A 23,278-nucleotide genomic window follows, 5' to 3' on the forward strand; every position below is an offset into this window, starting at 1 on the left:
TACTATTTGGGGGGCAGATCACGCATTGATTAAACTGAATGAAATTCAATCAAATGAAACTTTGAAGTGAAATAATTTACAGCGTGGATTTATAGAAACTGAATGTGTTAAATATTTTTTATAACAAATACTTATGCAATGTAATGCGCTGAAATGGGCGGATTTATGCAGAAAACCAGAGGAAAGCCCTGTTCTTAAAGGCTTGCGCAGCATGCCGTGCAAATGATACTGATATTGCGCGTTAAATAACCCCATAAAGCAACGCAACACAATTCATACCCCTTTCAGTGGGTGCCATTACCTCCCGGAATGGTGCCTTTCATTGAGGAAGTCAGTAGTGATGAAAAAAACAAAAGTCAGCCTGGCCTGGCAGATTTTGCTAGCCCTGGTGCTTGGCATACTTCTGGGCAGCTACCTGCATTACCACGCCGAAAGCCGTGATTGGTTAATCTCAAACCTCCTGACCCCGGCGGGCGATATCTTTATCCACCTGATTAAAATGATTGTCGTCCCGATTGTCATCTCGACGCTGGTGGTGGGCATTGCGGGTGTAGGCGACGCCAAGCAACTGGGCCGCATCGGCGCCAAGACCATTATCTATTTTGAAGTGATCACCACGGTGGCGATTGTGCTGGGGATCACCCTGGCGAACGTCTTCCAGCCGGGTAGCGGCATTGATATGTCGCAGTTGGCGGCGGTCGATATCTCGAAATATCAGAACACCACCGCAGAGGTGCAGAGCCACGCTCACGGCCTGATGGGGACTATCCTGTCGCTGGTGCCGACTAATATCGTCGCCTCGATGGCGAAAGGCGATATGCTGCCGATTATCTTCTTCTCGGTGCTGTTCGGTCTGGGGCTTTCTTCCCTGCCGTCTACTCACCGCGAACCGCTGGTGACCGTGTTCCGCTCCATCTCCGAAACCATGTTTAAAGTGACGCACATGGTGATGCGCTATGCGCCGGTCGGGGTCTTTGCCCTGATCTCGGTGACCGTCGCCACCTTCGGCTTCGCTTCGCTGTGGCCGCTGGCTAAGCTGGTTATCCTGGTTTACTTCGCGATTCTGTTCTTCGCGCTGGTGGTGCTGGGTATCGTGGCGCGGGTATGTGGGCTGAGCATCTGGATCCTGATTCGTATCCTTAAAGATGAGCTGATTCTGGCTTATTCCACGGCGAGCTCCGAGAGCGTGCTGCCGCGTATCATTGAGAAAATGGAAGCCTACGGCGCGCCGGCCTCAATCACCAGCTTCGTGGTGCCGACCGGCTACTCCTTTAACCTCGATGGTTCGACGCTATATCAGAGCATCGCGGCGATCTTCATCGCCCAGCTGTATGGTATCGACCTCTCCCTGTGGCAGGAAATCACTCTCGTGCTGACGCTGATGGTGACCTCGAAAGGCATCGCGGGTGTACCGGGCGTCTCCTTCGTGGTGTTGCTGGCGACCCTGGGTAGCGTGGGGATCCCGCTGGAAGGGCTGGCGTTTATTGCCGGCGTCGACCGTATCCTCGATATGGCGCGTACCGCGCTGAACGTGGTCGGCAACGCGCTGGCGGTGCTGGTTATCGCCAAGTGGGAACATAAGTTTGATCGCAAGAAAGCGCTGGCGTATGAACGCGAAGTGCTGGGCAAGTTTGATAAAACCGCCCAATAAGATGTCAGAGCCCGGCCATTCGCGCCGGGCTTTTTTTAGCCTTTGGTTATCCTGTCGAACTCTTCACATCCGGTATCAAACCCCTCCTGACAGCTGACGTTAAGCCAATGCAGCGCTTTTTGCGGGTTTGGTTCGATAAAACCTTTCTCTCCCTGCTGGAACATCATCCCAGCCCAGTATTCGGCATAGCCGGTGCGCGAAAGCGCCGAGCTGCCTTTGAAGTACTGCGCGGCCTTGAGGTCATCTTCCGGCGGCAGCACGCCGCTGGCGTAGATAAGCCCCAGCAGCATCTGCGCATCGACGGCAGAGTCGCTCTCTTCATCTTTGGCCGCATCCTGCAGCAGCCTGATGGCGTGCGCATAATCGGTGGGGCCAGCCTGCTGATTGACCAGCACGCGGGCGAGGATAATCTCGCCGGCCTTGCTGCCGGCCTGCACGGATTTTTCCGCTAGCTGTCGAGCCTGCTGATAGTCGGCCTGCTGCGGGTTACGGATTTTAAGCTGAGCCAGCAGCGCCAGCGCGTCGCCATCGCCCTGCGCCGCCGCTTTCTGCGCCCAGTATTCAGCCTGTTGATAGTTGCCGGAGCTAACCCAGGTATCCGCCAGATAAAACTGCGCGCGCGGGTCGCCAGCTTCGGCCTGCTGTTGGTATTGGCTGCCCGGATCTGCAGCGTCTGCGGCGAAGCTTGTCAGCGCCAGCAGTAAATAGAGGTATTTCATTTTTTTATTATCAGTAAGGAAGACCCCCGCAGTATAAAGGGAGGCGGAAAAGAAGAAAATGGCGGGAATTAGCGGGGTGAACCGGGCTACGGTTCGGTATTCGGTCGGTAGCCCCGGTAAGCGTAAGCGCCACCGGGGAGGGTTCCCGGATAGCGGCGCATAGCGCCTTATCCGGGCTACGGTTCGGTATTCGGTTGGTAGCCCCGGTAAGCGTAAGCGCCACCGGGGGAGAATTCCCGGATAGCGGCGCGTAGCGCCTTATCCGGGCTACGGTTCGGTAGTCGGTTGGTAGCCCCGGTAAGCGTAAGCGCCACCGGGGAAGGGCCCGGATATCGGGTATGGCCGTCGAACCTTAACCCATCGCGCTTTCGCGCAGGCGGGCTTTCAGCTTGTTGTACTCGTCGATCACGTACTGCTCCGCCGCGCGCTGATCGGCAATCCGCTCAACGTTAACCGCGCAGTACTTGTACTCCGGCGTTTTGGTTATCGGGCTCAGGTTCTCCGACACCAGCTCGTTACAGGCGCCGATCCACCATTGGTAGGTCATGTACACCGCGCCTTTATTCGGCCGATCGCTGACCTGCGCGCGGGTGATGATGCGCCCCTTACGCGAATTGACCCACACCAGCGCTTCATCCTCGATGCCTAACCGTTCGGCGTCGGCGGTGTTGATTTGCGCATAGCCCGGTTCATCCGCCAGCGCCGCCAGCGCCGCACAGTTGCCGGTCATTGAACGGCAGGAGTAGTGACCGACTTCGCGTACCGTTGAGAGCACCATCGGGTACTCGTCGGTGAGCTTATCGATCGGCGCGACCCAGTCGCAGGTGAAGAACTGCGCCAGCCCGTTCGGGGTATCGAACTTCTCTTTAAACAGATACGACGTCCCCTGGTCGGCGTCGGACTCATCGCGGCATGGCCACATGACATAGCCGAGCTCGCCCATTTTTTCATAGGTGGCGCCGTAGAAGTCCGGGCACAGATGCCGCAACTCATCCCAGATCTCCTGGGTGTTGTTGTAGTGCATCGGATAGCCCATCCGGGTGGCGATTTCGCTGATGATCTGCCAGTCGGTTTTCAGGTCCCACTTCGGCTCCACCGCTTTAAAGAAGCGCTGGAAGCCGCGGTCCGCTGCGGTATACACGCCTTCGTGCTCGCCCCACGAGGTGGACGGCAGGATGACGTCGGCCGCGGCGGCGGTTTTGGTCATGAAAATATCCTGGACGATAACCAGTTCCAGCTGTTCAAACGCCTTGCGCACCGCGGAAAGCTCGGCATCGGTCTGCAGCGGATCCTCGCCCATAATATAGGCGGCGCGGACTTCGCCGTGTTCGGCGCGGTGCGGCAGCTCGCTGATGCGATAGCCGGTATGTTCCGGCAGGCTGTCGACGCCCCAGGCTTTAGCGAACTTCTCGCGGTTTTCCGGGAACTTAACGTACTGGTAGCCCGGATAGGTATCCGGCAGCGCGCCCATATCGCAGGCGCCCTGGACGTTGTTCTGTCCGCGTACCGGGTTGACGCCGACGCTCGGTTTGCCGAGGTTGCCGGTGAGGATCGCGAGGCTGGTCAGCGACCGCACGGTCTCCACGCCCTGGTAGAACTGGGTGACGCCCATGCCCCACAGGATGGCGGCGGATTTGGCGCTGGCATACATCCGGGCGCAGGCGCGGATCTCCTGAGCGCTGACGCCGGTTATCTCTTCCACCGACTCCGGCGTGTAGCCTTCGACGATTTTGCGATACTCCTCGAAGCCTTCGGAACGGCTGGCAACGAAGGATTTATCGTACAGATCCTCTTCAATAATAACGTGGCCAATGGCGTTGAGCAGCGCGATATTCGAGCCGTTCTTCAGCGCGATGTGCATGTCGGCGATGCGCGCGGTTTCAATTTTGCGCGGGTCGCAGACGATGATTTTCGCCCCGTTGCGTTTGGCGTTAATGACGTGATTCGCCACGATAGGGTGGGAATCCGCCGGGTTGTAACCGAAGATAAACACCAGATCGGTGTTATCAATCTCCGTGATGGCATTACTCATGGCGCCGTTACCGACCGACTGGTGCAGACCTGCAACCGAAGGGCCGTGTCAGACGCGAGCGCAGCAGTCGACGTTATTGGTGCCAATAACGGCGCGCGCGAATTTTTGCATCACGTAGTTGGTTTCATTACCGGTCCCGCGGGAGGAGCCGGTGGTCTGGATCGCGTCCGGGCCATATTTTTCTTTAATGGCGCCAAGGCGGGTGGCGACATAATCGAGCGCCTCGTCCCAGGAGACGGCTTCCAGTTTGCCGCCACGCTGGCGACGGATCATGGGGGTTTTGAGACGCGGGGTCAGGATCTGGGTATCGTTAATGAAGTCCCAGCCATAATAGCCTTTCAGACACAGGGTTCCCTGATTGGTTTTCCCCTGCGCCGCCTCAGCCCGGACGATTTTGCCGTTATCGACCACCAGGTTGATTTTGCAACCTGATGCGCAATACGGGCAAACCGTGACGACTTTTTTCATCGGTTTTGCTCCAGTTAATCAATTAGCGCTGACGCGCAATCGACCGTCACTATGCATCTTCTATGCCATGTTTTCATTGTGGGTATTGACGGATAGTACGCGGCTTTTTTGGGCGAAATGCTGACGAAAAACAGGTCATCGTCAGTTTTGACGTGACGAAAAGCCCGGAGATGTGACGCCGATTATAAAAACGGCAGCGAAAAATGGATTTGTCGTCGCCTGCTTGCACAATCGACCAGACTGACACTATTCCCGCCAGGCAGAGGTAAACCATGAAACCGGTCATTTTAGTGATTGATGATGACGCTGCGATCTGCGAGCTGCTGAGCGACGTGCTCGGCGCCCACGCGTTCGAGGTGGTGGCCTGCCAGAACGGCGGCGAAGCGCTGGCGACGGTCGCCCGGCGCGCAGATATTGCGCTGGCGCTGCTGGATATGATCTTGCCGGATACCAATGGATTGCTGGTGTTGCAACAGCTGCAGCGCACGCGGTCTGAGCTACCGGTGATAATGCTTTCCGGCCTGGGAAGCGAATCGGATGTGGTGGTCGGGCTGGAAATGGGCGCCGACGATTACATCGCCAAGCCGTTCAACGCGCGGGTAGTGGTGGCGCGCGTCAAGGCGGTGCTGCGGCGCAGCGGGGCGATCGGCACGGAAAGCCTCGTGCCGGGCGGAGATCATGGCCTGTTGTTTAACGGCTGGCGGCTGGATACCCGCCGTTGTGAGCTGTTTAATCCCCAGCAGCAGAGCGTGGCGTTAACCCAGGGGGAATATGGATTGTTGCTGGCGCTGGCGCAAAACGCCCGCCGGGTTCTGAACCGTGAACAGCTGCTGGCGCTGACCCATAATGAGAGCATGGAGGTATTCGACCGCACGATCGATGTGCTGATCATGCGCCTGCGGCGTAAAATTGAGGTCAATCCGCACCAGCCCACGTTGATTAAAACCCTGCGCGGGCTGGGCTACGTTTTCTCCGCTGACGTTATCCATAACGACAAAGCGGCCTAAGGGGAGACCCGTCAGCCGCTTTGCAGCGTTATTTCACCGTCCAGCCCTTATAGCTGCTGACGTTATTTTTATCGATCATCTTCACCGGGATCAGCACCGGTGCGGTCGGTGCGGGCTTGCCCTGCAAAATGTCATAACCGATTTCCACCGCCTTCGCCGCCATGACCTGCGGGTCCTGCGCCGGCGTGGCGACGAATAGCGAATTCTTACGCTTCAGCGCCTCTTCGCCGTCCGGGCTGCCGTCGACGCCCACGATAAAGAACTCATTACGTTGCGCCTGTTTCGCCGCCAGATCGGCGCCAATCGCCGTCGGATCGTTAATCGCGAACACGCCGTCAATCTTCGGATTTGCCGCCAGCAGCGACGTCATCACTTCCAGTCCGCCTTCGCGGCTGCCTTTAGCGTTCTGGTTGGCGGAGAGGATTTTGATATCCGGATGTTTTTTGAATTCGGTTTCGCAGCCTTCGACGCGGTTCTGCACCGCGGAAACCGGCGGCCCGTTAATAATCACCACGTTGCCTTTGTTGTTCAGGCGATCGCTAATGTATTTACAGGCCATAGCGCCCGCTTGCGTGTTATCGGAGGTGATGGTGGCATCCGCGCCTTCGGCGGCGACGTCAACCGCCACCACCACGATTCCGGCCTCTTTCGCCCGTTTCACCGCCGGGCCGATACCTTTTGAATCAGCGGCGTTGAGGATGATCATATCGACTTTGGCGGCGATAAAATTATCGATCTGCGCTACCTGCTGTCCCAGGTCGTAGCCGCTGGACACCAGCGTGACCTTCACTTTGTCCCCCGCCAGCTTGCGCGCTTCCAGCTCGGCCCCCTTGGTGATTTGCACGAAAAACGGGTTGGCGAGGTCGCCCACCGTCACGCCTATCGCTTGTAGATCTTTGGCCGACGCAAAAGGGGAGGCGGCCAGCAGCGCGCCGGCACATAGCGCGGTCACTATCGGTTTTAAACGCATTCGCTTTTCCTCGCAGGTAAGATGTTGTTATGCACTTTGATGGTGTCGGGTACGGTATTTGTCGATCAGCACCGCTATGATGATCACCGCCCCTTTGATCACCAATTGCCAGAAGTAGGAGACGCCCATCAGCGTCATGCCATTGTTAAGGGTGGCGATAATCAGCGCCCCCACCAGCGTACCGGTGATGGTGCCGATACCGCCGACGAAACTGGTGCCGCCGAGGATCACCGCGGCAATGGCGTCCAGCTCATAGCCGACGCCGAGGTTGCCGTTGGCGCTGTACAGCCGTGAGGCGCTCATCACCCCGCCGAGCCCGGAAAGCAGCCCGCTCATGCCGTAGACGAACAGCAGCACCAGCCAGACTTTAATTCCCGTCAGCCGCGCCGCCTGCATGTTGCCGCCTACGGCGTAAATATGAATACCGAGGGTGGTGCGGCGCAGGATAAACCAGCACACCGCCACGACCGCCAGCGCTATCACCACCAGCCACGGCACCGGGCCGAGATAGTTATTGCCGATCCACTCAAAGCTAATATCGGAGTTAATCACCGTGGTGCCGTCGGCCAGCAAATAGGCGGCGCCGCGCAGCGCGGTGTAGGTGCCAAGGGTGACAATAAACGGCGGTAGCCCGGCGAAGGCCACCAGCGCGCCGTTGAACAGCCCGAGCAGCAGACCAAGCATCAGCGCCGCCGGAATCGACAGCATCGCGAATTGCGGGATGAGCGATACCACCATCGCCGCAACCGCGGTGGTGCCGAGAATTGACCCCACCGACAGATCGATACCGCCGGTCAGAATAATAAAGGTCATCCCCGCCGCCAGCACGATGTTGATAGAGGACTGGCGGGTAATATTCAGCAGGTTGCTTTCGGTAAAGAAGTTCGGCGCGACGAAGCCGAACACCGCGACGATCAGGATTAAAATCGGCAGGATGCCGACGGTTTGCATCAGGTCGCCCATCAGCATTTTTTTTGCCGAGGCGGATTTCGCCGCCGGCGCGGAGGTCTCTTTCGGTATGCTCATGCTTGTCCTGCCTTAAGGTGAGAATCGTTCACGCCGGTCGCCAGCGTCATAATGCTTTCCTGACTAATCTCGCCAACCTGCAACTCTCCGGCGATAGCGCCTTCGCGCATCACGTATACCCGGTCGCTCATGCCTACGATTTCCGGCAATTCGCTGGAGATCATTAAAATGGCGACGCCCTGGCGGGCCATCTGATTCATGATGCGGTAAATCTCGCTTTTGGCGCCGACGTCAACGCCGCGGGTCGGCTCATCCAGAATGAGAATGCGCGGGCCGATCGCCACCCAGCGTGAAATCAGCAGCTTTTGCTGATTGCCGCCGGAAAGCCCGCCGGCGCGTACCTGGGCATGTGGGACGCGGATGTTCAGCAGCTGGATGGCGTCATCGGAGATGGTTTGCGCCTTCTTACGGTCGAGCATCCCCCAATTGGCGTCGCGCTCAAGCGTCGCCATGGTGATGTTTTCCTGCGCCGCCAGTTCGAGAAACAGCCCCTGTTCCTTACGGTTTTCGGTCAGAAAGCCGATCCCGAGGTCGATCGCTTCGCGCGGCGAGTGAATAACAACCGGTTCGCCGTCGATTTCAATCACCCCGCCCGTCGCTTTACGGACGCCGAAAATCAGCTGCGCCAGCTCGGAACGCCCGGCGCCGACCAGCCCGGCCAAGCCAACGATTTCCCCGGCGTGCACCACCAGGCTGCTGGGATGCACTTTGCCGCCGTCGCTGAGATCCTGCACCCGCAGGCGCGGCTGGCCGCGCGGGATATCGCGCTCTTTATTGAACAGATCGCTGAGCGGACGGCCAACCATCATGCGTACTAATTCGGGGGCGCTAAGGTGGTCGCGGGTGAGGCTGCCGACATACTGGCCATCGCGCAGCACGCTGACCCGGTCGGAGAGTTCATACACCTCCGCCATGCGGTGGCTGATGTAGATGATTGCCATCCCTTCATCGCGCAGGCGCAAAATCAGCTCAAACAGGCGCTGCGTTTCCCGCGAGGAGAGGGCGGCGGTAGGTTCATCCATCACCAGAATGCGGCTGTTGCGATGCAGCGCGCGGGCGATTTCCACCTGCTGCTGTTCGGCGATAGTCAGCTTCATCACCCGGTCGCTGGCTTTGAACTGCGCGCCGAGCCGGTCGATAACCGCCTGCGCCTGGGACTCCATCTCTTTACGTTGTACCAGACCGCCGCGGGAAAGCTCGCTGCCGAGGAAAATGTTTTCCGCGACGGTGAGGTTAGGCGCCAGCTGCATCTCCTGATAGATCAATGTGATCCCTGCCGCCAGCGCATCCTTCGGGCCTCTGATCGTCTGTGGTTGTCCGTCGATCAGGATCTCGCCGCTGGAGGCGGTATAGGCGCCGGCGAGGATCTTCATCAACGTGCTTTTTCCCGCGCCGTTTTCGCCCATCAGCGCGTGGATCTCGCCGGGCCAGACCGTCAGATCCACCCCTTTCAGCGCATAAAACTTGCCGAAAACTTTGGCGATGTTGCGCATGGATAGCACCGGTGTTCCCTGCATGCCTGCTCTCCTGGCTGCGTTGTTGATGTCGGCACTTCATCACCGCAACGTAAATGAGTGATGTCATCGGCCATTCATAATTGTCATATTTTTGAATAGTTAATACAGATCACAATTACGCCGAGAAATTTTCTTCACCTTCGGCGATAGTCCGGGAATGATGGGAGAAAACGCCTGACCGGAGTCGCCATGTCTTCTCGCCATCCGTACTTTTTCGTTAGCGCCCGCGGTCGCCTGCTGTCATTTAACTTGTTGATGGTGGCGGTGACGTTAATGGTCGCCGGAGTGGCGATTTTCGGTTTTCGCCATGCCAGTCAGTTGCAGGAGCAGGTGCAGCTGCAAACGCTTACCGACATGAGCGGCAGTATGAATCTGGCGCGTGATACCGCGAACGTCGCCACCGCGGCGGTACGGCTGTCGCAGGTAGTAGGCGCGCTGGAGTATAAAAGCGAAGCGGAACGGCTGCTGGAAACCCAACAGGCGCTGAAGCATTCTCTTGGACAACTGGCCTCGGCGCCGCTGGCACGGCAGGAACAGACGCTGGTGGCGAGCATTATTCGCCGCAGCAACGAGCTGCAGCAGAGCGTCGGCGGCATGCTGGAGCGCGGGCAGCGTCGCCATCTGCAGCGCAATGAACTGCTGAGCGCGCTGTATCAAAACCAGAGCTATTTGCGTCATTTGCAGGATCTCAACGATCGCGAGGGTAAACCGGCGATCGATCCTCAGCGTTTAAACGAGATGGATCGGCTGATCGTCGCCGCGATACACACTGCGACGCCGCGCTCAATCGTCCTGCAGCTCGATGACATCAGACGCTTTTTACCGCGCAACGATAGCGATTCAGAGCGGGCGTTTATCCTGCCGGATTTCAACGCCGAGTTGGCGCGGCTGGCGCCGCTATCGGCGCAGCTTGAAGAGAGCGATCTGGCGATAGGCTGGTATATGTTTCATATCAAAGCGCTGGTTGCGCTGCTTAATGATGATATTAATCAGTACGTTGCCAGAGTAGCCCAGGCATCTGAGGCACGGGCGGCGCAAAGCCACCAGCAGTTGCGCTCCATCAGCACATTTATCCTGCTGGCCGCGCTGCTGGCGCTGGCGATTACCGGCTGCGCCGGTTGGTATATTTATCGTAATCTCGGCCTTAATCTGAACGCGATATCCGGCGCGATGTCGCGGCTGGCGCACGGCGAGCAGAATGTGACGGTGCCGGCTCTGCAGCGGCGCGATGAGCTTGGCGAACTGGCGCGCGCCTTTAACGTTTTCGCCCGTAATACCGCTTCCCTTGAGCACACCACCCGCCTGCTGCGGGAGAAAACCACCCAGATGGAAATTGACCGCATTGAGCGACAGGGGCTGGAAGAGGCGCTGCTGCATAGCCAAAAAATGAAAGCCGTCGGCCAACTGACCGGCGGCCTGGCGCACGATTTTAACAACCTGCTGGCGGTTATTATCGGTAGTCTCGAACTGGTACAGCCGGATGAGCGCGATGCGCCGCGGATATCGCGGGCGCTGAAGGCCGCCGAACGCGGCGCCTTACTTACTCAGCGGCTGCTGGCCTTTTCGCGTAAACAGGCGCTGAACCCGCAGGCGGTGGCGCTACAGCCATTGCTGGAGAACGTCTGTGAACTGATGCGTCATTCGCTCCCCGCATCGTTGCGTCTTGAAATTGAAGCGCAGTCTCCCGCCTGGCCGGCGTGGATCGATGTCGGGCAACTGGAAAACGCGATTATCAATCTGGTGATGAACGCCCGCGACGCCATGGAGGGACGGCCAGGCGTTATCGCGCTGCGCACCTGGAACCAGCGGGTTACCCGTAGCGATGGACGACGTCAGGATATGGTGGCGCTGGAGGTGATTGATCACGGCTGCGGCATGTCGCAGGAGATAAAAACGCAGGTCTTCGAGCCCTTCTTTACCACCAAACAGACCGGTAGCGGCAGCGGGCTTGGGCTGTCGATGGTGTACGGTTTTGTGCGCCAGTCGGGCGGGCGTGTGGCGATTGAAAGCGCGCCGGGGCAGGGCACCACCGTACGTTTACAGCTGCCGCGAGCCACGTCAGCGGCGGAGGATGAACGAGCACCGTTGGATAGCGAACCGATAACGAGCGGCGAGCGGCTGGCTTTGGTGCTTGAGGATGAAGCCGATGTGCGCCAGACGCTATGCGAGCAGCTGCATCAGCTGGGCTGGCTGACGCTGGAGGCGCAAAGCGGCGAGCAGGCGCTGCAGATGCTGGCGGCCTCCGGGGATATCGCGTTGTTGATTAGCGATTTAATGCTCCCTGGGGGGCTGAGCGGCGCCGAGGTCATTCACGAAGCGCAGCGCCGTTTCCCGGCGGTGGCGCTGCTATTGATTAGCGGCCAGGATTTGCGCCCGGCGCACAATCCGGCATTGCCGGAGGTGGAACGACTGCGCAAGCCTTTTACCCGCACGCAGCTGGCGCAAGCGTTGCGTGCGGCGATGGCGCGGATTTGAGATTCCTCCGCTACACGCGGCAAATAGGGTTGATTAAGGTACCGCCAGTACCCTGATGAGACTGGCCCTGATGAAACGTTACGCAACCGCTCTGTTTTTTTGCACGCTGGCGCTGAGCAGCCAATTGGCCCACGCCGATATTATTGATGACGCTATTGGCAATATTCAGCAAGCCATCAACGATGCCTACAATCCGGGCAGCAGCCGTTCCGACGACGACGACGGGCGCTATGACGACGGACGCTACGATGACGGCAGCTATCAGGGCAGCCGCCAGCAGCGTAGGGATAATCAGCAGCAATATAACGATCGCCAGCGCCAGCTTGATGACCGCCGTCGCCAGCTGGATGAGCGCCAGCGCCAGCTCGATAGCGATCGCCGCCAGTTGGAAAGCGATCAGCGCCGTCTCGACAACGATTACTGATTTTCCATTGCCATGACGCCGGTTACTCCAGCACGATCTCCATGCCGTCGTATCCCGCCTCGAAACCTTTCGGCAGCGGGTTAGTCATCATCCAGCGGTCGAACTGATGGCTGATATGGGTGAGGATCACCCGCGGGCAGCCAAGTACCTGGTTCAGTGCGCGCACGGTATTCAAGTCGCTGTGGTTGCGCGGCGTCTGCGCTCTGGGCTCGTAGCTGCAATCGATGACAATCACCTGCGGCTGATTATTAAGTAAAAACTTCAGCGTCTTCTCCGGCAGCCCGGCGGTATCCGCAAGCCATGCCACCCGGCTGTGCGCCGACTCCAGCAGATAGCCGTAGGTCAGCTTCGAGTGGATTAACGGCAGCGGCGTGACCTGTAGCCCCTGTAGTTCAAATACCGTGAAGGGGGTAACGGCGTGGCTAAAATCGAGGATGCCGGGATGTTTAAACAGATCGTCGCAGCCGATGTCATCCGGCGGGCCGTACACCGCAATCGGATCGCCCACGCCCCAGCGCAGGGGGAACAGCCCCTGTACGTGGTCCATATGGTAATGCGTTAATAAAATCTGCTGGAAGCTGCCCGCGGGCTGGCGTTCCGCCAGATCCGCCAGCCCGGCGTCGAGCAGCGTGACCGCATGGTTAAAGCGCACCACCGCGCTGCAGGGGCGGCGGCGATAGCGCGCATCGACGCGGGCGCGCTGGCAGGCGGCGCAATCGCAGCCGAAGACCGGCACCTGCTGGGCGCCGCCGGTGCCGGTCAGGCGGATCGTCAGGCTCATCGTATTACCTTACCCTCAGGCATGCTGATTCTCTTCACGCCCGGCGTGCTGGCGCAACAGCTGGAAGAAACGCTCTACCGATTGCCCGAGGCTGCCGTCGTTATTCAACGTCAGGCAGTCGGCCGGTTTATAACGCGCGGCGCGTTGCAGGCGTTGGGCGATTTCCACGGCATTTTCCCGGCCGCGCTGTTCAAGCCGCTGGCGCAATACCTGTGGCGAGACTTCGAGACAAATTGGTACCAGTACGTCATCGTAACGTTCCCGCGCCTGCGCCAGATGCGCGCGCGAGCCGTTGGCGACGACATCAAAACCGGTATGCAGCCAGAGGTCGATCTCCACGCCGACGCCATAGTAATTATTGTTGGCATGCCAGCTTAGCGCGAAAAGATTACGCTCGGCGCGGGTGAAAAACTCATGCTCGCTCAGCGCAATATGGTTCTCGCAGCCCGCCTGGTGCGGGCGGGTGATGTAGCGATGCGCGACCAGCAGTTGCGGATGCTCACGCTGGCGCAGCGCGGCCAGCAGGCTATCTTTTCCCGACCCGGAGGGGCCGACCAGCCAAATCAGTTTTCCAGGCATTAAAAGACCCTCTTTCCCTGACGCCAGACGTGGTCGATATGGACGTGCTCGCCGCGGCGGCGCGCCAGCACCAGATCGGCGCGTTTGCCTTCGGCGATGACGCCGCGGTCATGCAGACCCAGCGCCTGCGCCGGATGTTTGCTGACCAAACGGACAGCCTGCGCCAGCGTAAAAGCGTTGTCGTCGCTATCGGCGATGCGGAAAGCGGCATCAAGCAGGCTGGCGGGGTAGTAGTCGGAAGAGAGAATATCTAACAGGCCGCTGGCGGCCAGTTTATGCGCGGCGACATTGCCGGAATGAGAGCCGCCGCGCACGATATTTGGCGCCCCCATCAACACATTCATTCCATGCTGGCGCGAAGCCTGCGCGGCGGCCAATGTGGTGGGAAACTCGGCGATCACGCTGCCAAGCAGGTGGGATTCGGCGACATGTTCATGAGTGGCGTCGTCGTGGCTGGCGAGAGCGATTTGGCGCTCCCGGCACATCGCGGCGATAGCCTGGCGATTAGGCTGCGACCAGGCCGCCGCCAGCGCCATTTGCTCCTCTTCGAAGCGTAGCATCTGCTCGCTGCTGAGCTGATATTTACCCTGATAATATTCGCGATATTTTTCGCGGTTGGCGAACTGGCGTTGACCTGGCGAGTGATCCATCAGCGACACCAGAGTGACCGGCTCGCGGTCGACCAGCTTTTCAAACAGCGGCAGAGTGGTGTGGTGCGGCAGTTCACAGCGCAGATGCAGGCGATGCTCGGCGCGGTTAAGCCCGCGTTTTTGCGTCTCTTCCACCGCGTTGATCATCTTTTCCAGATTCTCAAGGCGGTCGCCGCCGTCGCGCACGTCGCCAATCGCCACGGCGTCGAGTACGGTGGTGATGCCGCTGGCGACCATCAAAGCATCGTGGCTGCTCATCGCCGAGTGTGCAGGCCAGTCAACCTTTGGCCGCGGGGTGAAGAATTTATCCAGGTTATCGGTATGGAGTTCGATAAGCCCCGGCAGCAGCCAGCCTCCTTCGCCATCGAGGGCGCCGGGCAGCCGGCTCTGGCTCTCGGCAAAGGCGTAAATTCGTCCCTCCTGCACTTCCAGCGAACCGTCGATGGTTTCGTCTTCCAGTACCAGTTTTACGTTATTGATTATCATACTGTGATACCCATTGGGTGCAGGCGGTCGGCGACCTGGCCGCGTACCGTTTCATCATGGAAAATACCGACGATGGCCGCGCCGCGGGCTTTAGCCTGCTGGATCAGCGCCACCACCGCGGCGCTGTTGTTGGTATCCAACGAGGCGGTGGGTTCATCAAGGAGTAAAATCGGATAGTCGACCGCAAAACCGCGGGCGATGTTGACCCGCTGCTGTTCGCCGCCGGAAAAGGTGGATGGCGCCAGATGCCACAGACGCTCCGGCACGTTGAGATGGCTCAGCAGACGGGCGGCTTTAGCGGCGCTCTCTTCGCGCGGCGTACCAAGGTCGAGCAGCGGCTGCATGACGACTTCCAGCGCGGATATCCGCGGGATCACCCGCAAAAATTGGCTGACCCAGCCGATGGTGGTTTTACGCACTTCCAGCACCTTGCGCGGCGTGGCGGTCACCAGATCCACCCATTCGTCGCCGTGGCGGATATGAATATGACCGCTGTCCGGCAGATAGTTAGCGTACAGCGAGCGCAGCAGCGTCGATTTACCGCTGCCGGAATGGCCGTGCAGCACCACGCACTCCCCGGCGTTAACGGAGAGCGAAGCGTCGGCGAGCACCGGCAGACGTACGCCGTGCTGTTGGTGCAGAACAAAGGTTTTATGGATGTTTTCAACGCGGATCATTTTAGCCCTCTCGGGGTTGGAGTGCCGGGTGGCGCTTCGCTTACCCGGCCTACGAATAACGCACCTGTAGGCCGGATAAGGCGCAGCCGCCATCCGGCAAAACAGCATCAATTCTGCAACACCGACGACACCAGCAGCTGGGTGTAAGGATGATGCGGATCGTCGAGCACCCGGTCGGTTAAGCCACTTTCCACCACCTGTCCTTGTTTCATCACCAGCAGACGGTTCGCCAGCAGGCGGGCGACGCCGAGATCGTGGGTGACGATCACCGCCGCCAGCCCTAACTCCACCACCAGCCCGCGCAGGAGATCGAGCAGGCGCGCCTGTACCGAGACGTCCAGCCCGCCGGTGGGTTCATCCATAAACACCAGTTTCGGCTGCGTCACGAGATTGCGGGCGATTTGCAAGCGCTGCTGCATGCCGCCGGAAAAGGTGGTCGGCAGGTCGTCGATGCGGGAAGGCGGGATCTCCACCTCCTGCAGCCAGCGTTCGGCGGTGGCGCGAATGTCGCCGTAGTGGCGGGCGCCGGTCGCCATCAGCCGTTCGCCGATGTTGCCGCCCGCCGAGACCTGGCGACGCAGACCGTCCATCGGGTGCTGATGCACAACGCCCCATTCGGTGCGTAGCAGGCGGCGGCGTTCGGCTTCGCTCATGGCGTATAGCGATCGCTGTTGATACCGCACTTCACCCTGTTGCGGCGCCAGACGAGCGGAAATCGCTTTCAGCAGCGTGGTTTTACCGGAGCCGGATTCGCCGACGATGCCGAGCACTTCGCCCGGCCACAGCTCGAAAGAGACATCGCTAAAACCTTTTCCCGGCGCATAGAGATGGGTCAGGTGATTGACTGCAAGTAACGGCTGGCTCATTTTTTCTGCGCCTCGCTCTGTTGGCGGCAATAGTCGGTATCGGAACAGACAAACATCCGCTGGCCGCTGTCATCCAGCACCACTTCGTCAAGATAGCTGTGACGCGAACCGCAAATGGCGCAGGGTTCATCCCACTCCTGCACGCTAAACGGGTGATCGTCGAAATCGAGGCTTTCGACTGCGGTATAGGGCGGCACCGCGTAGATACGTTTTTCGCGCCCGGCGCCGAACAGCTGCAGCGCCGGCATCATGTGCATTTTGGGGTTATCGAATTTTGGGATCGGCGAAGGGTCCATCACGTAGCGGCCGTTCACCTTTACCGGATAGGCGTAGGTGGTGGCGATGTGGCCGAAGCGGGCGATATCCTCATACAGCTTCACCTGCATTACGCCGTACTCTTCCAGCGCGTGCATGGTGCGGGTTTCGGTTTCGCGCGGTTCGATAAAGCGCAGCGGCTCTGGGATCGGCACCTGATAGATCAGGATCTGATCTTCCACCAGCGGCGTTTCCGGGATCCGGTGGCGGGTCTGGATCAGGGTGGCGTCTTCGGTGCGTTCGGTGGTGGCGACGCCGGTTACGCGTTTAAAGAACTGGCGGATCGACACCGCGTTGGTGGTGTCATCGGCGCCCTGATCGATGACCTTCAGTACGTCGTTCTCGCCGATAACGCTGGCGGTCAGTTGGATCCCGCCGGTACCCCAACCATAGGGCATCGGCATTTCGCGGCCGCCGAAGGGCACCTGATAGCCGGGAATGGCCACCGCTTTCAGTATCGCCCGGCGGATCATGCGCTTGGTTTGCTCATCAAGATAAGCAAAGTTATAGCCAGTCAGTGGATTAGCCACGTTCGTTCTCCCGTTGCAGGCGTTTCAACAGCGCCAGTTCGGCCTGGAAATCGACATAGTGCGGCAGTTTCAGATGCGAGACGAAGCCGGCGGCTTCAACGTTATCGGCGTGCGCCAGCACGAACTCTTCATCCAGGGCCGGTCCGCTTATCTCTTCGCCGTATTCCGGCGCCTGAAGGGCGCGGTCGACCAGCGCCATGGCCATCGCTTTACGCTCGCTCATGCCAAACGTCAGGCCGTAGCCGCGGGTGAAGTGCGGCGGCTCATCCTCTGGATCGACAAAGCCGTTGACCATTTCGCATTCGGTCAGCAGCAGCTCGCCAATATTGACGCTAAAGCCCAGCTCTTCCGGCACGATTTCCACCTGCACGTAGCCGCTGCGGATCTCGCCGGCAAACGGATGGTTGCGGCCATAGCCGCGCTGGGTTGAGTAGGCCAGCGCCAGCAAATAGCCTTCATCGCCGCGTACCAGTTGCTGCAGCCTTGAGGAGCGCGAGCAGGGATAGACCGGCGGGGTGCGGGTGATATCGTCAGGCGGCGCGCCGCAGTCCGCTTCCGCTTTTGCCAGCCCCTGCTGCGCCAGCAGGTTGAAGACGTGCGGCGTAGGCTGCGTTTCGCTACCGGCTTTCTGCACCGACGGCGGTTCGCCGTTGGCCAGCAGGGCAAAATCGAGCAGGCGGTGGGTATAGTCGTAAGTGGGGCCCAGCAGCTGGCCGCCGGGGATATCTTTGTACACCGCGGAGATCCGGCGCTCGAGGCGCATCCCGGCGGTATCAACCGGTTCGCTGACCGCCAGCCGCGGCAGGGTGGTGCGGTAGGCGCGCAGCAGGAAGATCGCTTCGACGTTATCGCCGCTGGCCTGCTTCAGCGCCAGCGCCGCCAGTTCGCGGTCGGCGATGCCGCCTTCGGTCATCACCCGGTCCACCGCCAGGCTGAGCTGTTCGCTTATCTGGTCAACGCTCAGTTCGGGAAGCCGTCCATCGCCCCGTCGTTTCTGCTCTTGCAAGGCGTGAGCGGCGCTAATCGCCTTCTCGCCGCCTTTGACGGCAACATACATTTAGCACACCTCCACGTGGGTGGTACGCGGGATAGCCAGCAGGCGCTCGCCGCAGGTCAGGATCAGGTCAATGCCCAGCGGGAACGGGTGCGGGCGTTCGGTTAATTCGTCGATGATGCAGTCTGGCAGCTGTGGGGCGATCATTCGCTCCTCGGCAATGCCCGCGCCGGTCAAGCGCAGCATGCGTCCGCCGCTCAGGCTGGCTAGTTGAACAATCAGCGTGACGCCGGTTTCCGGCGCCGCCACGGTACCGGCGGAAAGGACATTAAGCTGTTCGGCGCTGATGGTGTCGCAGGCGACGGCAAATACCGCCTGCTGCGGCTGTTCCACCAGCGTCGCGCCGGTATGGAAGCGAAGATTTTGGCTGACCAGATCGTTATGCAGCGCGGCGGCCATCCACACCGGGGTGTCGTGATCGGCCAGGGTCAGCAGCAAGCTGGTGGAGGCGATATTCAGCGGCTGCCAGCCGTGCTGAAGCTGCTGCAGGGAGACAATCACTCCCGGCTCGCTCATTGCTTTCAGCAGGCGGCGGAAACTGTGTTGGGCATCCTGCACCGGTAGGGTAAAGGCGGTTTGTAATGTCATGCGTTATCTCCGCGAACCAGAGTAAAGAAGTCGACCCGGCTGGCGTTGACTTCGGCGCGGCGGGCGTCAAGGCGCGCGCTGCGTTGTGCTTCCAGCGGGGTAATGAGGGTTTCCATTAAGGTGTGAAAATAGTGAGGCGATTGCAGCAGGCCGTCGATCGCCGCACAGCGCTCGGCGTGGGGGCGGTCGCGGCCCAAAATCCAGCTGTAGCCGAGGGTGCCATCGGCCAGGCGCACGGCGGCGCGGGTCAGGGTGGCGTCGCCGGCAAAGAAGCGATCGCCGATGCCGCCCATGCGCGCCTGGAGCTGTACCAGCCCGGTTTCCGGGGCGCGAATTAATTCATACTCCGGCGCCAGCCGCAGCGATTGCATGCGCGCCAGAAGGTCCTGCGGTTCACTGTGGGCCAGTACGGACATCCAGCGCTGGCGGGTGGCGGTATCGAAGTGCATTCAGTGCTCCATGGTGAATTCAATCATGTCGGCGCGGGTCAGGCTGACGGAGTACTCCGTCGTGACTGTCTCGCCCTCGCGGCTATTGAGCGTGCGTACGCACAGCAGTGGCGCCATATTGGGGATTTCCAGCAGCTTGCTCTCTTTCGCCTGCGCGCGGCGGGCGCTGATTTTGGTGCGTACGCGGGTCAGTTCGATGGCGAGTTGGTCGCGCAGCAGGTCGTGTAGCGAGCCATGGGTGAAGGTTTGCAGCACCGGCCAGAAGCGCAGGTCGGCGAAGTAGTGGTCAATCAAACACAGCGCCACGCCGTTAACCCGGCGCAGGGTGCGCAGATGAATGACGGTTTCGCCTTCGGCGATGCCAAAGGCTTCGGCAACGTGGCTGCTGGCCGGGCGCAGCACCGACAGCAGTTTCTCGCTGGTCGGGTGGCTGCCTTGTTCCAGCAGATTCTGGCTAAAACGCGCCTGGGCGTTGAGCGGGTAGTCGATGGGGCGCATCAATACCAGTACGCCGACGCCCTGGCGGCGCTGGACCCATCCGCGTTCCACCAGCTGATCGATGGCGCGGCGTAGGGTGTGGCGGTTAACTTCAAAGCGCGCCGCCAGCTGTTGTTCCGCAGGCAAATAGTCGCCGCAGCGATAGTGATGGCGCAGCTCCTGTTCAAGCCTGGCGGCAATTTCCTGATACCGGGTGGGGTAACTGGTCGGATGTCTGGATAAGTACATTGTTATCGAGCCTCACTAAGCACCTTGGGGATCCCCGTTGAGCGTGGGCCGATACTGACGCGTTTTTGTTACATTCCTGTTAAGTCACGATGACCGCAGGATGAAGAGTTAATGCCGGTGAGATGACAGGGCGGAGAAGCCGCCCTGGAGAGAAGATTAGGGTTGTTTGACGACGTTAACCATCCACGGCACGCCGAAACGATCGACCACTTTGCCGAAACCGTGGGCCCAGAAGGTCTCCTGCCACGCCATTTCGATGCGCCCGCCATCGGCCAGCGCCTCAAACCAGTGTTTGCCTTCAGCAATATCTTTTGGCTCCAGCACGAGGACGAATCCCGCGTAATGTTCCATGCCGCTACTGGGGCTATCGCTCAACATCAAAATACTGTCGGCGACCTGCAGGCTGGCGTGGGCGATGCAGTCGGCGGCAAGATGTTGCCCGGAGGCGCAACCATCTTCGGCATCCTGGGCGCTCTGCGGCATCTCGCCGTAGGTGATTTGGTGGATAAGCTGCGCCCCCAGCGCCTGCTGATAGAAGGCGATGGCGGCAGCGCAGTTGCCGCTAAAAGCAATGTAAGGACTCAGGGACATAAGCATGACCTCAGATAACCAATGACCCATAAAGCGTAGTTGGTGACGGGCAAAAGAAGCCAGGCGGCAAAGCGGGGTGAATTTTTCTGAAAATGCGTCGCCGCGTGGCGGGAAGGCAGAGACGAAATGAGAATTGATCGCGCGGTTTGGCTGGAAGGATTCGGGAATAATTTCCGTGAAATTAGCAAAATAACTTCGCCGCGATCCGCCGCTGATATTCGGACGCGCCGGCGAGGTTGCCGCCAGCGCCGGAAAAATAATGGCGCTGGCGTAAAAAAAATTAATTAGTTCTTTTTGACGAATTCAGATTTCAGCTTCATCGGACCAAAACCGTCAATTTTGCAGTCGATGTTGTGATCGCCTTCGACCAGACGGATATTCTTCACTTTGGTGCCGATTTTCAGCATGGAGGAACTGCCTTTTACCTTCAGATCTTTCACCACGGTCACGCTGTCGCCATCGGCAAGTAAGTTGCCGTTAGCGTCTTTTACGATCAGCGCGTCGGTGTCGTCGGCCGGCTCGGCATTGTTCCACTCGTGGGCGCATTCCGGGCAGATGTACATGCCGTTATCTTCATATGTGTATTCAGAATGGCATTTTGGGCAGTGTGGAAGTTGCATGGCGTTCCTCGTGATTACTGGGAAAAATAGGACGTTGGTCCGTTAAACAGCGGCTATTAGCCGAAAGTGCGGCTGATTATAGCGCAATTCCGCACTTTTGTCGGGTATTTTTTCCAGGAAATAACGCAGGGTAATTATTTTGGCTTTGCGGAGAATATGCTGAAAAATGGACGTTAATAAAGTCCATAAATAAACATCGGCGGCGAAACAGAGATTGAACTTATTCATTTTATTTGGCTCTGTAATTAAGCTGGGCGAATTTTTCGTGAAGTTGATCCCAAATTTAAACGCTGGTAGGGTAAAAAGGGATGTAAGTAAATTCGTCACTGCTTATTTGGTAAGTGAATTATTAATTTAAGGCCAGAGCAGGCGTCAACAGGTTCGGTTGTACACTCTGTCAGAAAGACAGTGCAGGCAAACCTGCTACGCTTGAAATGTGGAGCACAGCACTTCGCCGCTCCCAACGTACGTCGCGAATGACCTCGTCATTTGGCGAGGAGTCGTGCGCTCAAGGCGATAGCACAGAGGAAAAGTATGCTTAAAAGGAAAAAAATAAAGCCGATCACGCTTAGGGATGTCACCATCATCGATGATGGTAAGTTGCGAAAAGCCATCACCGCGGCCTCGCTCGGTAATGCGATGGAGTGGTTCGATTTCGGTGTGTATGGTTTTGTGGCTTATGCCCTTGGTAAAGTCTTCTTCCCCGATGCCGATCCCAGCGTGCAGATGATTGCCGCGCTCGGTACTTTCTCGGTTCCCTTCTTGATTCGTCCGCTCGGCGGCCTGTTCTTCGGGATGCTCGGCGATAAATACGGTCGACAAAAAATCTTAGCGATCACCATCGTTATCATGTCGATAAGTACATTCTGTATCGGTCTTATTCCGTCGTATGCCACTATTGGTATCTGGGCGCCGATTCTGCTGCTGTTGTGTAAAATGGCGCAGGGCTTCTCGGTGGGCGGCGAATATACCGGGGCGTCGATCTTCGTGGCCGAATACTCGCCTGACCGTAAACGCGGGTTTATGGGCAGTTGGCTGGACTTCGGTTCGATTGCCGGCTTCGTGATGGGCGCAGGCGTGGTGGTACTGATTTCCAGCGTCGTGGGTGAAGAGAACTTCCTCGACTGGGGCTGGCGTATCCCGTTCTTCCTGGCGCTGCCGCTGGGGATTATCGGCCTGTACCTGCGTCACGCGTTGGAAGAGACCCCGGCGTTCCAGCAGCACGTGGATACCCTTGAACAGGGCGATCGCGAAGGCCTGCAGGAAGGTCCGAAGGTCTCCTTTAAAGAGATTGCCACCAAGCACTGGCGCAGCCTGCTGACCTGTATTGGCCTGGTGATTTCCACCAACGTGACCTACTACATGCTGTTGACCTATATGCCGAGCTACCTGTCGCATAACCTGCACTACTCGGAAGATCACGGCGTACTGATTATTATCGCCATCATGGTCGGCATGTTGTTTGTCCAGCCGGTTATCGGCATGCTGAGCGACCGTTTTGGCCGCCGTCCGTTTATCCTGGTGGGTAGCGTCGCGCTGTTCACGCTGTCTATCCCGGCCTTTATCATGATTAACAGTAACGTGATTGGCCTGATCTTCGCCGGTCTGCTGCTGCTGGCGGTGGTGCTGAACTGCTTTATCGGCGTGATGGCCTCATCGCTGCCGGCGATGTTCCCGACCCACATCCGCTTCAGCGCCCTGGCCAGCGCCTTTAACATCTCGGTGCTGATCGCCGGTCTGACGCCGACGCTGGCGGCATGGCTGGTGGAAACCACCCAGAACCTGATGATGCCGGCTTACTATCTGATGGTGATTGCGGTGATTGGTCTGATTACCGGCCTGTCGATGAAAGAGACCGCTAACCGTCCGCTGAAAGGGGCGACACCGGCGGCGTCCGATATCCAGGAAGCGAAAGAAATTCTGGGCGAGCACTACGATAACATCGAGCATAAAATCGAAGATATCGATCAGGAAATCGCCGACCTGCAGGAAAAACGCGCCCGTCTGGTACAGCAGCATCCGCGTATCAACGACTAACCGTTTTTCACTGTTCACGATGCCGCCTGGGGAGACCCCG

At 58.9% G+C, this 23,278-nt stretch carries 22 protein-coding genes; 5 read left to right on the forward strand and 17 right to left on the reverse strand.

Annotation, left to right across the window (positions count from 1 at the left end):
* Positions 1-340: 340 nt before the first annotated feature.
* A complete protein-coding gene (gene gltP / locus ABLV17_RS18015; RefSeq protein WP_045398139.1) occupies positions 341-1,651 on the forward strand; it encodes a glutamate/aspartate:proton symporter GltP in 1,311 nt (436 codons plus the stop codon).
* A gap of 35 nt (positions 1,652-1,686) precedes the next feature.
* Here gltP and ABLV17_RS18020 read toward each other — a convergent pair whose 3' ends face one another.
* A complete protein-coding gene (locus ABLV17_RS18020; protein WP_087858852.1) occupies positions 1,687-2,370 on the reverse strand; it encodes a tetratricopeptide repeat protein in 684 nt (227 codons plus the stop codon).
* Between the two features lie 352 nt (positions 2,371-2,722).
* Positions 2,723-4,870, reverse strand: a complete 2,148-nt coding sequence (gene fdhF, locus ABLV17_RS18025) for a formate dehydrogenase subunit alpha (RefSeq protein ID WP_308958424.1) — start codon at positions 4,868-4,870, stop codon at positions 2,723-2,725.
* Between the two features lie 272 nt (positions 4,871-5,142).
* Between fdhF and ABLV17_RS18030 the strand changes: the two genes are divergently transcribed.
* A complete protein-coding gene (locus tag ABLV17_RS18030; RefSeq protein ID WP_087859226.1) occupies positions 5,143-5,877 on the forward strand; it encodes a response regulator transcription factor in 735 nt (244 codons plus the stop codon).
* A gap of 28 nt (positions 5,878-5,905) precedes the next feature.
* Here ABLV17_RS18030 and ABLV17_RS18035 read toward each other — a convergent pair whose 3' ends face one another.
* Genes ABLV17_RS18035 through ABLV17_RS18045 form a run of 3 tightly spaced genes read right to left on the reverse strand, consistent with a single transcriptional unit; the run spans position 5,906 to position 9,390 of the window.
* On the reverse strand, positions 5,906-6,847 hold the full coding sequence (locus ABLV17_RS18035; protein WP_113374716.1) for an ABC transporter substrate-binding protein: 942 nt from the start codon (positions 6,845-6,847) through the stop codon (positions 5,906-5,908).
* A 27-nt stretch (positions 6,848-6,874) separates the two neighbouring features.
* Complete coding sequence (locus ABLV17_RS18040) at positions 6,875-7,873, reverse strand: ribose ABC transporter permease (protein ID WP_045380370.1); 999 nt, start codon at positions 7,871-7,873, stop codon at positions 6,875-6,877.
* Complete coding sequence (locus ABLV17_RS18045) at positions 7,870-9,390, reverse strand: sugar ABC transporter ATP-binding protein (RefSeq protein WP_032713455.1); 1,521 nt, start codon at positions 9,388-9,390, stop codon at positions 7,870-7,872. Before ABLV17_RS18045 ends, ABLV17_RS18040 begins: the two co-directional genes overlap by 4 nt.
* A gap of 189 nt (positions 9,391-9,579) precedes the next feature.
* Here ABLV17_RS18045 and ABLV17_RS18050 point away from each other — a divergent pair, with 189 nt between their 5' ends.
* Positions 9,580-11,865, forward strand: a complete 2,286-nt coding sequence (locus tag ABLV17_RS18050) for a hybrid sensor histidine kinase/response regulator (protein WP_271031625.1) — start codon at positions 9,580-9,582, stop codon at positions 11,863-11,865.
* A gap of 70 nt (positions 11,866-11,935) precedes the next feature.
* Positions 11,936-12,289: a DDRRRQL repeat protein YjdP gene (gene yjdP, locus ABLV17_RS18055; protein ID WP_045396524.1), complete on the forward strand. Its 354-nt coding sequence runs from the start codon at positions 11,936-11,938 to the stop codon at positions 12,287-12,289.
* 22 nt (positions 12,290-12,311) lie between these two features.
* On the opposite strand, the gene phnP is transcribed toward yjdP, so the two are convergent.
* From phnP to ABLV17_RS18115, 12 genes are all read right to left on the reverse strand, one after another.
* Positions 12,312-13,070, reverse strand: coding sequence for a phosphonate metabolism protein PhnP (gene phnP / locus ABLV17_RS18060; protein WP_308958313.1), 759 nt, complete (start codon positions 13,068-13,070; stop codon positions 12,312-12,314).
* Positions 13,071-13,085: 15 nt separating this feature from the next.
* The gene (gene phnN, locus ABLV17_RS18065) at positions 13,086-13,649 is read right to left on the reverse strand and encodes a ribose 1,5-bisphosphokinase (protein WP_308958314.1); all 564 of its coding nucleotides are present in this window, start codon (positions 13,647-13,649) and stop codon (positions 13,086-13,088) included.
* Positions 13,649-14,785, reverse strand: a complete 1,137-nt coding sequence (gene phnM, locus ABLV17_RS18070; RefSeq protein ID WP_308958315.1) for an alpha-D-ribose 1-methylphosphonate 5-triphosphate diphosphatase — start codon at positions 14,783-14,785, stop codon at positions 13,649-13,651. The genes phnN and phnM overlap by 1 nt, the downstream gene beginning before the upstream one ends.
* Positions 14,782-15,462, reverse strand: coding sequence for a phosphonate C-P lyase system protein PhnL (gene phnL, locus ABLV17_RS18075; RefSeq protein WP_308958316.1), 681 nt, complete (start codon positions 15,460-15,462; stop codon positions 14,782-14,784). Before phnL ends, phnM begins: the two co-directional genes overlap by 4 nt.
* A gap of 107 nt (positions 15,463-15,569) precedes the next feature.
* Entirely contained in the window at positions 15,570-16,328 is a 759-nt protein-coding gene (phnK, locus tag ABLV17_RS18080) for a phosphonate C-P lyase system protein PhnK (RefSeq protein WP_042894298.1), read from the reverse strand.
* Positions 16,325-17,173, reverse strand: coding sequence for an alpha-D-ribose 1-methylphosphonate 5-phosphate C-P-lyase PhnJ (locus tag ABLV17_RS18085; RefSeq protein ID WP_015368699.1), 849 nt, complete (start codon positions 17,171-17,173; stop codon positions 16,325-16,327). Before ABLV17_RS18085 ends, phnK begins: the two co-directional genes overlap by 4 nt.
* Positions 17,166-18,230 carry a carbon-phosphorus lyase complex subunit PhnI gene (locus ABLV17_RS18090; RefSeq protein WP_308958317.1) on the reverse strand — a complete coding sequence of 355 codons (1,065 nt, stop codon included), beginning with the start codon at positions 18,228-18,230 and terminating at the stop codon, positions 17,166-17,168. The genes ABLV17_RS18085 and ABLV17_RS18090 overlap by 8 nt, the downstream gene beginning before the upstream one ends.
* Entirely contained in the window at positions 18,231-18,815 is a 585-nt protein-coding gene (gene phnH / locus ABLV17_RS18095) for a phosphonate C-P lyase system protein PhnH (RefSeq protein ID WP_015368697.1), read from the reverse strand.
* The gene (gene phnG, locus ABLV17_RS18100) at positions 18,812-19,264 is read right to left on the reverse strand and encodes a phosphonate C-P lyase system protein PhnG (RefSeq protein WP_015368696.1); all 453 of its coding nucleotides are present in this window, start codon (positions 19,262-19,264) and stop codon (positions 18,812-18,814) included. The genes phnH and phnG overlap by 4 nt, the downstream gene beginning before the upstream one ends.
* A complete protein-coding gene (phnF, locus tag ABLV17_RS18105) occupies positions 19,265-19,990 on the reverse strand; it encodes a phosphonate metabolism transcriptional regulator PhnF (RefSeq protein ID WP_015368695.1) in 726 nt (241 codons plus the stop codon).
* Positions 19,991-20,146: 156 nt separating this feature from the next.
* Positions 20,147-20,581, reverse strand: a complete 435-nt coding sequence (gene yjdN, locus ABLV17_RS18110; protein ID WP_308958318.1) for a VOC family metalloprotein YjdN — start codon at positions 20,579-20,581, stop codon at positions 20,147-20,149.
* Positions 20,582-20,865: 284 nt separating this feature from the next.
* Positions 20,866-21,201 (reverse strand): zinc ribbon domain-containing protein YjdM, encoded by a 336-nt coding sequence (locus ABLV17_RS18115; RefSeq protein WP_015704081.1) that lies wholly within the window; start codon positions 21,199-21,201, stop codon positions 20,866-20,868.
* Between the two features lie 534 nt (positions 21,202-21,735).
* On the opposite strand from ABLV17_RS18115, the gene proP reads away from it, so the two are divergent.
* Entirely contained in the window at positions 21,736-23,238 is a 1,503-nt protein-coding gene (gene proP, locus ABLV17_RS18120; protein WP_020079848.1) for a glycine betaine/L-proline transporter ProP, read from the forward strand.
* Positions 23,239-23,278 lie beyond the last annotated feature (40 nt).

It is taken from the genome of Klebsiella sp. CN_Kp091 (genome assembly GCF_040065095.1).
In the GTDB taxonomy this organism is placed as follows: domain Bacteria; phylum Pseudomonadota; class Gammaproteobacteria; order Enterobacterales; family Enterobacteriaceae; genus Klebsiella; species Klebsiella aerogenes.